The sequence below is a fragment of the Aquibium carbonis genome (assembly GCF_003970795.1).
In the GTDB taxonomy this organism is placed as follows: domain Bacteria; phylum Pseudomonadota; class Alphaproteobacteria; order Rhizobiales; family Rhizobiaceae; genus Aquibium; species Aquibium carbonis.
The window spans coordinates 1-13587 of record NZ_RWKW01000015.1 but is presented as its reverse complement, the minus strand read 5'-3'; the positions used below and the strand labels follow the sequence as shown (position 1 = coordinate 13587).

Annotated in this window: 11 protein-coding genes and 1 tRNA gene; 5 read left to right on the top strand and 7 right to left on the bottom strand. The window is 66.3% G+C overall.

The features are described from left to right. Positions 1–55: 55 nt before the first annotated feature. Positions 56–3751, bottom strand: coding sequence for a class I SAM-dependent DNA methyltransferase (locus tag EJC49_RS04680; RefSeq protein WP_126698305.1), 3696 nt, complete (start codon positions 3749–3751; stop codon positions 56–58). A gap of 245 nt (positions 3752–3996) precedes the next feature. Beyond that, positions 3997–4269, bottom strand: coding sequence for a hypothetical protein (locus EJC49_RS04675; protein ID WP_126698304.1), 273 nt, complete (start codon positions 4267–4269; stop codon positions 3997–3999). Positions 4270–4483: 214 nt separating this feature from the next. On the opposite strand from EJC49_RS04675, the gene EJC49_RS04670 reads away from it, so the two are divergent. The 5 genes from EJC49_RS04670 to EJC49_RS04650 all read left to right on the top strand — a co-directional run bounded on the left by EJC49_RS04670 (position 4484) and on the right by EJC49_RS04650 (position 7798). Further along, positions 4484–5119 carry a recombinase family protein gene (locus EJC49_RS04670; RefSeq protein WP_126698303.1) on the top strand — a complete coding sequence of 212 codons (636 nt, stop codon included), beginning with the start codon at positions 4484–4486 and terminating at the stop codon, positions 5117–5119. 660 nt (positions 5120–5779) lie between these two features. Further along, on the top strand, positions 5780–6106 hold the full coding sequence (locus EJC49_RS04665; protein WP_126698302.1) for a hypothetical protein: 327 nt from the start codon (positions 5780–5782) through the stop codon (positions 6104–6106). Further along, positions 6103–6759: a hypothetical protein gene (locus EJC49_RS04660; RefSeq protein ID WP_126698301.1), complete on the top strand. Its 657-nt coding sequence runs from the start codon at positions 6103–6105 to the stop codon at positions 6757–6759. The genes EJC49_RS04665 and EJC49_RS04660 overlap by 4 nt, the downstream gene beginning before the upstream one ends. Beyond that, a complete protein-coding gene (locus EJC49_RS04655) occupies positions 6756–6980 on the top strand; it encodes a hypothetical protein (protein WP_126698300.1) in 225 nt (74 codons plus the stop codon). The genes EJC49_RS04660 and EJC49_RS04655 overlap by 4 nt, the downstream gene beginning before the upstream one ends. Continuing rightward, positions 6980–7798, top strand: a complete 819-nt coding sequence (locus EJC49_RS04650) for a ParB N-terminal domain-containing protein (RefSeq protein WP_126698299.1) — start codon at positions 6980–6982, stop codon at positions 7796–7798. The genes EJC49_RS04655 and EJC49_RS04650 overlap by 1 nt, the downstream gene beginning before the upstream one ends. A 70-nt stretch (positions 7799–7868) precedes the next feature. Here the strand turns inward: EJC49_RS04650 and EJC49_RS04645 are convergent, their stop codons facing one another. The 5 genes from EJC49_RS04645 to EJC49_RS04625 all read right to left on the bottom strand — a co-directional run bounded on the left by EJC49_RS04645 (position 7869) and on the right by EJC49_RS04625 (position 13570). Next, positions 7869–9542 carry a tyrosine-type recombinase/integrase gene (locus EJC49_RS04645; RefSeq protein WP_126698298.1) on the bottom strand — a complete coding sequence of 558 codons (1674 nt, stop codon included), beginning with the start codon at positions 9540–9542 and terminating at the stop codon, positions 7869–7871. A 76-nt stretch (positions 9543–9618) separates the two neighbouring features. Then, positions 9619–9703, bottom strand: a tRNA-Leu gene (locus EJC49_RS04640). A gap of 515 nt (positions 9704–10218) precedes the next feature. After that, positions 10219–10836 (bottom strand): 2,3-bisphosphoglycerate-dependent phosphoglycerate mutase, encoded by a 618-nt coding sequence (locus EJC49_RS04635; RefSeq protein WP_126698297.1) that lies wholly within the window; start codon positions 10834–10836, stop codon positions 10219–10221. A 71-nt stretch (positions 10837–10907) separates the two neighbouring features. Continuing rightward, a complete protein-coding gene (gene dapB, locus EJC49_RS04630; protein ID WP_126698296.1) occupies positions 10908–11723 on the bottom strand; it encodes a 4-hydroxy-tetrahydrodipicolinate reductase in 816 nt (271 codons plus the stop codon). After that, positions 11720–13570 (bottom strand): ABC transporter ATP-binding protein, encoded by a 1851-nt coding sequence (locus EJC49_RS04625; protein ID WP_245453268.1) that lies wholly within the window; start codon positions 13568–13570, stop codon positions 11720–11722. Before EJC49_RS04625 ends, dapB begins: the two co-directional genes overlap by 4 nt. Between the last annotated feature and the right edge of the window lie 17 nt (positions 13571–13587).

Sequence of the window (13587 nt, the reverse complement as noted above, 5' to 3'; positions counted from 1 at the left end):
CGCTTGGTTGTTGTGACCCAGTCTGTAACCCAGTCTTGCCCGGCCGCGCAAGCCCTCAGCGAGGCAGGAAGTATCGGGTCTGCCCCTCCACCTGCCCCGTGCGGGCGATGCCGGTGGCGACCAGCGTCTCCAGTACCTGTGCGATGCGGGCGCGGCGGGTGGGGGTGCTGCGTCCGTCGAAGACGCTGGCGAGGGCTTCCGGGGGCGTGGGTGCGGGTGCCTTGGCGAGGAGGTCGCGGACCAGCCTGATCTGCTCCAGCCCGTCCGCAGGCCATTTGAGGCGTTCCGTGAGGTCGGGTAGGGCGATGTCCAGCATGCCGGTCTCGCCGGTCTCCGGCTTGGGGGCCTTCGCGCCGAGCCTCGGTATCTGGTAGTCGGGCCGAAGCCAGCGCACGAGGCCGCGCTTCTCTTCCGCAGCCCTCTCCAGGTTGAGCGCCACGAGCCGAGATAGCAGTTCCTCCTCGGCCTTCTCCTGAGCGTCCGTCTTGTGCTGGGAGGGCAGGGTCGCGCCGGGCTTGCCGACCAGTTCGGGGATGAGGTCCTCCCAGCCATAGGCCGCCAGCACGGCGCGGTCGATGTCGTCGTGGATTTCCTTGAGGACCGAGATCAGGCCGGCCCTATGCACGTCCCGCTCGGCCTCCGAGAGGGGCGGCACGTCGCAGCCGTTCCCCAGTTCCCTGAGCCGCTCCAGCGCGTTGTAGAGGCCGGTCATGGTCAGGAAGGAATGCTCGGCAATCCGCTGCTTGCGGAAGGCGTCGAGGCGCTCCCCCAGTTCCCGAAGCCGCTCCTGCTGGGCATGTAGGAGATCGTTAGGCGATAGGGTCGGATCGACCGATCGAGGGAAGGGGAAAGGGTCGAAGGTCTCGCTCTTGGCGTAAACCGGATCGTTGCCCACACCCATCCAAGCACCCTTGGCGATGGACCACGTTACGTGAAGGCGCGAAGACAGCACGGACAGGTGTTCAGCCGTGGCAATACTGATCGCTACGAGCTTGTTGTCCGGCCGTATGCTCGCGTCGAGGAACTGGAAGGTTCGGTGTCGTGTCGTCTCTACGGTGGTGATGTATCGTCTCAATCCTTCGAGGGCGGGCCTTAGGTCGCTCCGAGGCTCTCCGAAAATCCACCATTGATCGCGGTAACTCGCCCGGTTGTTCTGGTCGCGCTCGGGCTTCACGTTGTCGAGGACGTGCTGATAGACGGCCGGGAAGCGGGTCTGTACGTCTCCGGCTTCAAGGGGGAACAGATCGATCACCATGACGCCACGGGGGCGCTGAGCCACGTCCCGTCCATTGCGGTATGGGAGGATGTGCTGTTCCAAGCCGACGACCGCGCCGAGACCGAGAGATCGCGCCTGCGCGGGAGTGACGATGAAGCCCGCCCCATGGAGCTTGACGCCGGGGCTCGATAATAGGTCGTTGCCAACGAGCGCCTTCGCGGCGGCGAGGTCAGCCCCCACGGTCAGGTTCGCCCGCACCTTCCCCTCGCGCGTCTCCAGCCCGATTTGCGGCGTGTCGGTGTTGAGGTCGACTTCCGAAACGACCTCCGCCAGCATGCCCTCCTTGTCCCCCTTCTCGGCGACCGTCATGGCGATGCGCACGGCGGCCTTGTCGACGGCCTTCATCCACGGATGGTTGGGCACGGCAAAGACCAGCGACAGCGGCTCTTTGGCGGCCATGTGGCGTTCGATGACACGGCGCGAGAAGGTCTGCGTGATGGAGTTCGTTGTGATGAAGCCGAAGCGCCGCAGCGGGTTTCGTAGCACCCGCTCTCCACCGACGGGATGCTCGCCAAGTCCGCTTCCACCCAATGTTCCCGATCCAACCACCGGGACATTCTTCCGGAGGACCCGCTCCGCCGCCTCGTCCCAGAAGTGCATGACGAAGTCCGCCCCGCCGGGTAGGTGCGGCCGTGCCTTCCAGCACGCCTCCGCGTATCCATCGCCGAGTTCGGCCCGCATGTCCTTGCCGCCGATGAAGGGCGGATTGCCGACGATGAACTCCACCTCCGGCCAAGGCGCACGCTTGGGGTTGACGTAGGTGTAGAGCGGAATGGTCGCGTCCGGGTCCGGTATCTGCTCGCCGGTGATCGGGTGCAGCTTCCGCGTCACACCGTCCCATCGGGACAGCGGTCTACCCTTGTCGTCGCGCAGCATTTCCTGCCGGTCGTAGGCGAGCACGGCGTCCTGTCGGCGGATCGTCCCGTAGGCGTGCAGGATCGGTTCCGAGAGCGAGGCGGCGCCGGCCGTCCGGAGCTGCCACTTCAGGTACCCGATCCAAAGCACGAGGTCGGCGATAGGCACGGCACGCGGGTTCAGCTCCAGCCCATAGAACTGGCGCGGGTTCACCGTCTCGCCTTCCATGGCGAGCCGCCCCTGCTCCTCCCCGAGATCGTCCAGCGCCTCCAGCACCTCGCCTTCGAGCCGCTTCATCAGTTCGAGGCTGACATAGAGGAAGTTGCCGGTACCGCAGGCCGGGTCGAGCACCCGCGTCGTGCAAAGCTTGTGGTGGTAGTCCTTCACGGCCTTCAGCGCGGCGGCGTGGTCGCCCCTGTCCCGAAGCTCCTTCACCTGCCCCTGCACGAGGTCCCAGTCGGCCCGCAAGGGCTCGATGATGGTCGGCACGACGAGCCGCTCGACATAGGCGCGGGGCGTGTAATGGGCTCCGAGCTGCGAACGTTCGCGGACGTCCAGAGCACGTTCGAGCAACGTTCCGAAGATGGCGGGCTCGACGTCCGACCAGTCCTTGCCGGCCGCGATCCAGAGTTCGTTGATATCGTCGCGGTCGAGCGGGAGGGCCGTGCGCTTCTTGAACAGCGAGCCGTTGAACTTCTTCAGGACCGCGTTGAGGTGAGGCGCGTAGCCGCCATCGTCCATCACGGCCCAGAGGGTCTCCAGAGCGTTCACGAAGTTGGCCGGCGTGTCCTTCATCTGCCCCAGGAGCTTCTGGAAGCCCTTCTCCGGGATCAGCTTCACGTCCTCGGCGAACATCGTGAACAGGCACCGCATGAGGAACTCGGCGACGTCCTTCGGGTCGTGCCTGCCCTCCAGGCGCTTGGCTATCCGCGCCAGCCGCTCCGCGATGTCCCGTGTGACCTCGGCGGAAATCTTCGTCGGGTCGAGAGAGTGGGGGTCGTTCCAGATCGCCCGGAGACGGGCCTGCACCTTCGGGTCGCGAAGGTCGTCCATGCCGATCCTGTAGGTCTGCCGGTCGGGGAAGTGCGCGTAGTTCTTCCCCTGTCCGGAGAAGTCCGCATAGACCTCGATCACGTGCCCCACGTCCACGACGAGCAGGAAGGGCGGGTAGCCGTGTTCCACGGGCAGGGCGCGGGCATAGTCCTCCGCCTGCTTGCGGGCCGCCAGCATCACCTGATCCCAACCCCGTGAACCACGTCGGGCATGACCGAGCTTGCGCTGGGTGGCGTCTTCCGGAAGGAGAGGCAATTGGGCGGGGTTAGGCCGCCTTCCACCGCGCTTCGCCGATTGTTTGGCTTCGAGGACGAAGGACCCGCGTTTGTAGCAGTCGATATGGCCGACCGATCGCGTTCCGTCGGGGTGCTTGAAGGCGACCCTCCGCTGTAACACGTAGTCGTTCATCTGGTTTTCTTCCCGAACCATATCCGGTGTGGGCAGGCCAAGGGCGACACATAGGCGCTCAATGAAGATGCCGTAGTTGGCAATTTCCGACCCGCCCGAAGCCGAAGCCTCGGTGATCAGCGCGTCCAGAGCGTGCATGTCGGTGGTCGTGTCCCCCATGGGGCGAAACTAGCCATTGGTGCGCGGAACGCAACGGGGAAGAGGGCGGGGCGCGGTAGCATTCACGGGGTGACGAGGCCGACGCGAAAACGGTGGAAAAATCCGAGGCGCCAACTCGACCGTTGCGGATGGCGCGAGACCCCCCGGTGCCCCTGCGGCCGCCCTGGCACCACCGCACGTGTTCCCTCACCGATCTCCCTTCGTGCTTCGTCAGGACCGCTCCGAACCCGCGATGCGCCGTAGTACTACGGCTTCTTTGCCCTGCGTCGCTCAAGCTCGACGCCCCAACGGTTCCCAACCATACCACCGAACAGCGTCACGATCGCCACCACGATCCCCCAACCTGTGATGGCAGCGCCGAACGCCACGATCCCCAGCGGGGGCACGAAAATCAAGGCCATGCCGAACCCGAGCCCGATCCCCGCCGCTGTATACTTCCGCTCGGGTGTCTTGGTTACGTAGGCGGCAAGCCCACGCCAGAGGCGGAGTGAGGTCTTGGTGAATGTTCCCAGTTCCATGCGCAAAGCCCCTTCGAACCAGTTCGTTGGGCAGCCGGTAGCACGCACAGTGCGACGGCGATAGGTGACTAGCGATGGGGACGCGCCAGCAACGACCGCAAGGGTATGCCCCAGCGGACATGCTCGGATAGTACTCCGAAGGTGTCCGTAGGGGTTGACTTGGGTCTACGGACAGGCGATCTATCGGACATAACCCTTACGAACAGGAACGCCCATGTCCAAGACCGTCCTCTATGCCCGCGTCTCGACCGCCGACCAGACGCTCGACCATCAACGCACACAGGCCGAAGCAGCGGGTTTCCGGATCGACCAGGTGGTCGCCGACCATGGCGTCTCCGGTCTATCCACGACGCTCGCCGAGCGAGCGGAGGGGCGAAGGCTCCACGACATTCTTCGGGCGGGCGACACGCTCGTCGTGCGGTGGGTCGATCGGCTGGGGCGGAACTATCAGGACGTCACCGACACGATCCGCGCCTTCATGCGGCAGGGCGTCGTCGTGAAGACCGTGATCAACGGCATGACCTTCGACGGGGCCACCAGCGACCCCATACAGCAGGCCGTGCGGGACGCGCTGATCGCCTTCATGGCCGCGACGGCACAGGCACAGGCGGAGGCCACGAAGGAGGCCCAGAAGGCGGGTATAGCGGCCGCGAAGGAGAAGCCCACCAAGTACCTCGGCAGGAAGCCCAGCTACTCGCGCGAGGCGTATGCGGTCGCGGCCGACATGCTCGCAGCGGGTGCCGGCACATCGGAGATCGCACGGGCGGCGAAGCTCACGAGGCAGACCGTCTTGCGGATCAAGGCGGACCCGGCGGGAGCCGAAAGGGCGCTTGCGGCATGGGGGCTATAGGCGCGGATGCCCCGTCGAAACTTTTTTTCGGGCACAGTTTTGGGCACACTCGATCCCGCAACCCCTTTGGTCACCGGGGTTCCCACAGGATTTTTCAAAGTGTGTGTCATCTCTAAGTCATTGATAACATGAAACAGTTCTTGACGATCCCGTCCGCGGACCCATATACGCCCTGCATCAGCACCTCGCACCCTTGAGCGGCGGGACCAAGCGCCCAGGCCGCTGAACCTCGAAGACCAGACCGCCTCTCCAGAGGCCCCGCCATCGGCGGACAAACCCCATCCCAACCAGTCGGCTGATCCTGTCTGATCGGCCCGGTCGATTGCATCCATGCCAACCGGCTCCCCGCAAGGGACCGGGAGCGGGACCGTCATGGGGGAAGACGATAGGCCCCAGCCGAACCATACGAAATGGAGCGGACCCGACATTCGGGACCGGCGCTTCCGCGTCGGACATGACGGGTTCCGCCTGCCGCTTTCCCGGTAGCTCCGGGAAGGGATGTCGTCCGGATGAACGGGCGAGGACTGTGGCTGTCAGCACGACGGCTCAGCGGAGACGAAGAAGACAATCACCCATCAACCACCGGCCGCCCTCGTGGCGTCGGCTGATCATGCTTCCGTCCCAGCGTGCCTGAGGGCGGATACAGAAAGGACAAATGACATGAACAACACCACCGACAAGAAGCCGCTGACGGCCGCCGAGAAGGACGAGGCCGCGTTCGTCGAGAAGATCGAATTGATCGAACAGGAAGTCATGACGGACGCATGGCTGACTACGGATGAGGACAACGAGGGGAAAGTCCATCTGATCCAGATGGCGCTGACGGCGGCGCAGGACCTGCTCCTGTTCGCCCGCAAGGCCGCAACGGGCACACCGATCTGCCACGTCGACACGCTCCCTCGGCTGGTCGCGGCATTCGACATGGTCGACCTTCTCCGGGAGGCGACGTGCGTAGAGTGGGACCCGGAGGTGTCCCTGGCCGTATGACCCGCATCTGCAAGGTCCTCGACTGCGGCGCCCCGGCCGCGTCCCGGTACTCGCCTCACTGTCACCGGCACAAGAGCGTGCTTCGGCGGCAGGGCGACCCGGATCAGACCGCCATCCGGGTCACCGAACTGGCTCCCTTCGTCCGGCTCGTCCGGCGGAGGGTCGCCAGAAACCCCGACAGTCCGCTCTGGGAGCACCTGGAGGGCCGCTGGAGGGGCATCGCGGAGGAGGCGAGGGCAGGCGCCTTCAGCGCCGTGTGGAGCCGGCATGAACGCGCGGCGGCGGCCGAAGTGATGAACATCGACGCCGACTGTCCCGCGCGAGAAATCGTCGTTGTCGCCCTGGCGATGTTCATCCTGTGGAGGGAGCGGCCGGCCCGGCTCCGCTCCGACAGAGCCTTCCGCCTGCAACTGGCCCGGCGGGTCAGGGCGCTTTCGGGGCGGCATTCGGGGCTCCGCTACGACCACCAAACGGGGACGCAGAAGCGCGTCTATCGGGAGATGACCCCGAAGGCCGGGGCGATCCTCGGCCACAAGCTTGCACTCGCATTCGGCGGTGCCGGCCTTCAACTCGCCATGCTGGAGGAACGGGAACGGGAACGAGCACGCCAGACCGCCGAAGACATCAACCAAGCGATCAAGGAACTGAAATGAACCACGACACGAAGACCACGAGGAAGACGATGAAGAACGACCTGGGATACGACCCGCGCCGGGGCCGGCCGCTCGGCTCAGCGAAGGAGGCGAGGGAGGTACTGGAGAGCATCAAGGCCGCCAATCGAAGGGCCGCGAAGCGGAGCTGGGTCAGTCGACGGCGCGAAGCGGCGAACCTAGACCGGATGATCGCCGACGCCGTCGCGAGGGACAACCGCTGATGAGGATGGACGTGAAGGCAGGACACAAGGCGACGGTCTGGGAAAACCGATCGGTGCGGAGCGGGGAGATCATCGTCGACGATCACTTCCGCGCTCGTCAAGGTGAACTGAGCCGGGCTCATGTGCGCGTTCTGGCGAGCGCCTTGACCGGAAGTGGGACGCTCGACCCGCTCCGCGTCTGGAAGGACCCGTCGCGCACCGACGGTGCCCTCGTGCTGCTGGATGGGGCGCACCGACTGGGGGCGTACAAGGCGGCTAAGTGGAATGGTGACATCCCCGTCCGACTTGCCCTGTGTGATCGGCGTACCGCGCTGCTGATCGCGGCGGGGGCGAACTCCAAGGACAAGCTGTCGCTGCACTACTCCGAGAAGGCCGACATGGCGTGGCGGCTCGTGCGGGAGGACGAGGCTCGTTACTCGAAGGCGGAGATTGCCGCAGCGACCACCGTCTCACGCCGAACCGTGGCGAACATGCGGAGCCGCTTGCGGCAGATGAAGGAGGAAGGTCGGGAGCCAACCGGAAGCTGGCGGAGGGATAGGCTTGATCTGGCAACTGACTGGACACCGGAGGGCGAGCTAGAGGGTGCCGCGCGGGACAGGGCGGTGTTGGCCGGGGCAAAGGCCATACTTGAGGCAGTAGGGCGAACCGCCCGCCACGACGAGCGCCTTGTCGCGGACATGCTAGAGGCCGCGTTCGGCAGACACCTACGTGACATGGCTGACTACCTCTATGGTGATGTTGATGAATGGGCTGGCTACGAGGTCCGGACCCATGCCGGACACATGACCGACAGCGACGATGAGGACACCGACTTTTAGGGTCCTCGAAGCGGGGCCTGTGCATCCCATGTGATGTGCATTTGCACAGGTCCCACTCCTCCTCCGCCGGCTAGTCCTTCGGCGGAAGCGGTATCTTGGCTATCGCCGCCGCCATGTCTTTTACGTCGAAATGCCGGTATCGGGCGGCGACGGACGCGGCGGCGTGACCTTGGAGGGCATCTGCCATGCTGTCCGCGACCCCGCGCCGGGAAGCCGAGCTCTTAAACCAGTGGCGGAACGCGTGGGCGGGGGCCTTGCGAGGGTCCTTGAAGCCCGCCCCGCGTATCCACGAGGAGAGCCGGTTTGACACGCCCTTGCTGGCATGCCGCTTCGACGCCTTTCCGGATGACCGGCGGTAGAAGAGCGGCCCCTGTCCACGCTCCCGGACGAAGTCCAAGAAGCCGGCTTCGACAAGTGCAGGATGGAGGGGCACGGTTCGTTCACTGCCCTCGTTCTTCAGGCTTCCGCCATCCTCAGCCGGGGCGATCACCATCACCCACTGTCCCTCGACTTCCTTGATGCGGCTCCCCCAGAGCTGCACAATCTCGCCTACGCGAGCCCCGGTCCCGGCAAGGAGCCACGGCAGCCAGCGCCGGGCCGGGTCGGTCTCTTTGTCGGCCAAGGCGAGCAGACGCGCGACCTCTTCGTCGCTGTAAGGCTGTTTGGTAGTCCCGGCGCGGGACCGAGCGACCACCCGGACACCGTCAGCCGGATTGTCCGTAAGCAGCTTGTTTGACACCGCGTAGTTGAACAGCGCCTTGGCCGCCCCTAGGTAGCTGTCATTGATCGTCTTGGCTTTCCGGCCCCGCGCAACGGCGGCGTCCTTCCAGGCCACGATATCGTCACTGGTGATCCGGCGGATGTCGTCGGCCTTGGAGCCCAAGTGCTCCTTCAGGAAGCGGAGGTTACTCGTCCATGTCGTGCGCGTGCTGGCGCTCGGCTGCGTCTCCGTTGCCCACCGCTCGAAGAGCCCGTCCAGAGAGACGGCCGGACTGACCGAACCAACGGCGATCGGGGGGAACCGGCTTGCCTTGGGATCAGGGGAGTAGTCACCGGAGGCGTTCCGTTTCAGAGCCCATCTGGCATCCGTTGCGGCCTGCTCGACCTGCGCCAAGAGGCGTGCGCGGGTTTCCGGATCGATCGCGAGGCCGTGCTTCTGTAGGACCCAGTTGGTCAGCCACCCGAAACGCCGTTCCAGAGCCTCGATCGGCTCGCCCGTTGCCGGCAGTGCATTCACGCCCGCAGTCAGGTCTTTACCGAACGCGCCGTAGGCGTCTCTGGGGACCGGGAGCCGACTGGTGTCAAACAGCGGAACATTGAGCAGCCGCCCCTCCTTGGCCGCGCGATTGAACGCCTTGAACGCGGCCCAGTTTTCAGGATCGCCGGGGTTCTCCCCGAACTTCTCCACGAGGAGCCGATAGACTTCTCCGGACAGGCCGACGAGCTGCCGCTGCGACAACGAGGCGGGGCCGCTTCTCCACGCCGAGAACTGCTGGCTAACCTGAGTGTTGGCGGCCGCGCTGCGGACCTTCGCCACGTTCGGGTCGCGAGTGCGGAGGCTGAACTTTATGAAGGCACCCGCTGTCGCGGAGACCGTGACCGGGGCTTCGGAGCTTACCGCCGGCAACTCGACAAGGACCAGCTTGCCCCGAGCAACCTCTGCGATGTCCGCCGGAACGCGGCATCTGAACTGAAGGAAGGACGAGTTTTCCCGCGTCGTCGGTCTCGGCATCCGAAGTACCATTGTGACCCGCTCCTGTGACCCAGTGCGCGGGCTGAAAGTCCTTAGATATCAGGGTTTCAATGGCTTAGGGAAGCCTTGGTGCCCAGGAGAGGACTCGAACCTCCACGCCTTGCGGCACACGGACCTGAACCGTGCGCGTCTACCAATTCCGCCACCTGGGCAGGTGCGACGCTCCGTTTATGCGGGGCGTCGGGTGCTGTCAATGCGCTTTCGCGCCGATCGCCAAGCTAATTTGGCAGCCGGCGCGAAGCGGGTTGCCCCGCAGCGGAAGAGGTGCCCGCGTGCGGGGCACTGGCATGCCGTCCGGCCCGCGGGACAGCGTCCTGCGATGCGCAGGAGAACCGTCCGGCCAGCGAGGAAACGTCCCGCGACGCACCGGAGAACCGTCCGGGCCGTGAGCCGCCCGACGGAGCGTGCGGCAAGGCGCCTCGCTTTCAGCCGCCCGACGTGTCGTGCGCCCGGCAAACCCTCCACGCTTCTCCGGACGTGCCGCACGCCCGCCAAGGCGCTCCCCGCCAGCCTTGGACGTGCCGCGCGCTCGGCAAGGCGCTTGCCCGCCGGTCCTTTGACCTATGCCGTGCTCGAGAGGGCGCTCACTCGTGAGCCCCGACCCTGCCGTGCACCGCCCGGCGCGCGGCTCCCCGCGACCGCCGAGCAAGACGAATTGAAGCCGGTCTCAGCCGAGAACGTCCTTCGACGCCACCGTGGAATCGGCATTGAGCCGGTAGACCACCGGCACGCCGGTGCCGAGCTCCATCTTCACCACCTCGTCCTTGGTCAGCCCGTCGAGCGCCATGATCAGCGCCCGCAGCGAATTGCCGTGGGCGGCCACCAGAACGGTCTCGCCGCGCAGCACGTGCGGCTGGATGACATGGAGATAATAGGGCCAGACGCGCGCGCCGGTGTCGCGCAGGCTCTCGCCGCCGGGAGGCGCCACGTCGTAGGAGCGGCGCCAGACATGCACCTGCTCCTCGCCCCATTTCGCCCGCGCGTCGTCCTTGTTGAGGCCCGACAGGTCGCCATAGTCGCGCTCGTTCAGGGCCTGGTCGCGGATCGTCTCGAGGTCGCTCTGGCCGACCGCCTCGAGAATGTGGGCGCAGGTTGTCTGCGCGCGGGACAGGACGGAGGTGTAGGCGATGTCGAAGGCGAGGCCGCGCGCCTTCAGCGCCTGGCCGGCCGCCCTGGCCTCCTCGTGGCCCTTCTCGGTCAGGCCCGGGTCGCGCCAGCCGGTGAAGAGGTTCTTCAGGTTCCATTCGCTCTGGCCGTGACGGACGAGCACCAGCGTGCCGGACATGGGAGACTCCTATGCTTGAAGGACGAAACGGGACGAGGAGGGGCGGGCGCCGGTCGCGGCGGCGAAGGCGCTCATCGGTCGGCGATGCCCAGGACGTCGAGCATCGAAAACAGGCCGGGCTTGCGGCCGCGCGCCCACAGCGCGGCGCGCACCGCGCCGCGGGCGAAGATCGTCCGGTTCTCGGCGATGTGGGACAGGACGATGCGCTCGCCCTCGCCGGCGAACACCACCTCGTGCTCGCCGATCACCGAGCCGCCGCGCAGCGTGGCGAAGCCGATCGAGCCCTCCGGCCGCGGCCCGGTGTGGCCGTCGCGGCTGCGCACGCTGTGCTCGGCAAGGTCGATGCCGCGTCCCTGCGCCGCCTGCTCGCCGAGCAGGAGCGCCGTGCCGGACGGCGCGTCGACCTTGTGTCGATGGTGCATCTCGAGAATCTCGATGTCGAAGTCGGGTCCGAGCGCGCGCGCGGCCTGGCGCACCAGCGCGCCGAGCAGGTTGACGCCGAGGCTCATGTTGCCCGACTTGACGATGGTGGCGTGGCGGGCAGCGGCGGCGATCGCGGCATCCTCGTCGGGTCCGCAGCCGGTGGTGCCGATCACGTGCACGATGCGCGCCTGCGCGGCATAGCCGGCAAACTCGACGGTCGCCTTCGGAGAAGTGAAGTCGAGCACGCCGTCGGCGGCCGCGAAGGCCGGCAGCGGGTCGCAGCCGATGGCGACGCCGAGCGGGCCGACGCCGGCCAGTTCGCCGACGTCACGGCCCAGATGCGGCGAGCCGGGACGCTCGACCCCGGCCGAAACCGCCACGCCCTCCATGTCGTGGATGGCGCGCACCAGGGCCTGGCCCATGCGGCCGCCTGCGCCGACGACCACGAGCCTCATGTCGCTCATGCCTTCCTCCGCCTGCCCCTCCGGCCGTCGCGCGCGGGCGCCGGCTCGGGAATGTCGCGCACGATGTCGAAATTCGCCCGGCTCTGCATCTGGTAGAACCGATGATAGACGCCGTGCGGGTCTGCCAGCAATTCCTCGTGGGTGCCTTCCTCGATCAGATGGCCGGCTTCCATGACGAGGATGCGGTCGGCATTGACGACGGTCGACAGCCGGTGCGCGATGACGATCGTGGTTCGGCCTTCCATCACCGTTTCCAGCGCCTTCTGCACCTTCGCCTCGGATTCATTGTCCAGCGCCGAGGTCGCCTCGTCGAGAAGCAGGATCGGCGCCTGGCGGACGATGGCGCGGGCGATCGACAGGCGCTGGCGCTGGCCGCCCGAAAACGTCATGCCGTTCTCGCCCACCGGCGTTTCATAGCCGCGCGGCAGCGCCCGCACGAAGTCGTCGGCCTGCGCCAGCCGCGCCGCTTCCTCCACCTCGGCGTCCGTGGCGTCGGGCCGGCCGTAGCGGATGTTGTCGCGGATCGTGCCTTCGAAGAGGTAAGGCTGCTGCGACACATAGGCGATCGATCGGCGCAGCGACTGCTTGGTCACCTGGGCGATGTCCTGCCCGTCGACGCTGATGGTGCCCGCCCACACGTCGTAGAAGCGCTGCATGAGGGCGATGATGGTCGACTTGCCGGCCCCCGAAGTGCCGACGATGGCGGTGGTCTTGCCGGCCGCGGCGGTGAAGCTGATCCCGTTCAGCACGGGTTGCCCGGGCGCGTAGCCGAACACGACCTCGTCGAACCGGATGTCGCCTGCGCCGACCGTCAGTTCCACCGCGTTTGGCGCGTCGCGCTGCAGCGGCTCGACGTCGAGGATCTCGTAGATCATGCGGGCATTGACCAGCGACCGCTCGAGGTTGACCTGGACGCGCGCCAGGCGCCGTGCCGGGTCGTAGGCGAGCAGCAGCGCGGCGATGAAGGAGAACACCGCGCCGGGCGGTTCGCCGGCCACCGAGGCCTGGTAGCCGGCATAGGCGATGACGCCGGCGATGGCGAAGCCGGCCAGCACCTCCGAGATCGGCGTCATGCGCTCCGACACCCGCGCGATCTTGTTGGACTTCTGCTCGGTGATCGAGATCAGGTCGGACAGCTTGGCGCGCAGCTGGTCCTCCATCGTGAACGCCTTGACGATGGCGATGCCTTGCGTCGCCTCCTGCAGGGCGCCGATCAGTCGGGAATTGTACTGGATCGATTCGCGCGTGATCGCGCGCACGCGCCGCATCAGATAGTTCACCGTGAAGATCATCGGCGGCCCGACGACCAGAACGATCATCGACAGGAGCGGGTCCTGGAACACCATGACGCCGACCAGCGCCACCAGCGAGATCGCGTCGCGGGCGATCGAGGTGATGGTCATGTTGAGCAGGTCGCGGATGCCGCCGACGTTCTGGTTGATCCGCGCGGCGAGCTCGGCCGATCGCGTGTCGGCGAAGAAGTCGATGCCGAGCCGCATCAGATGGTCGAAGATGCGCCGCTGGTAGCGCGCGACGAGGTTGTTGCCCACCTTCGACAGCAGCACCGACTGCATGTAGGTGGCGAGGCCGCGGATGATGAAGGCCAGCGCGATCGAGCCCGAGATGATCGCGACGAGGTCGTAGCGCCGCTCGTAGAAGATCGAGTTGACGACGTCGTTCATGATCCAGGCGGAAAACGCCGTCGTCGCCGCCACGGCCAGCAGGCAGGCGACCGCGATCGAATAGGTTCCGATATAGTCGCGCCCGTTCTCGCGAAAGATGCGCAGGAGCAGCGAGATGATCTCGTCCTGCTTGACCCGCCGGGTCTCGGTGTCATCCAGAGCCAAAGTCGGATCCGATCCTC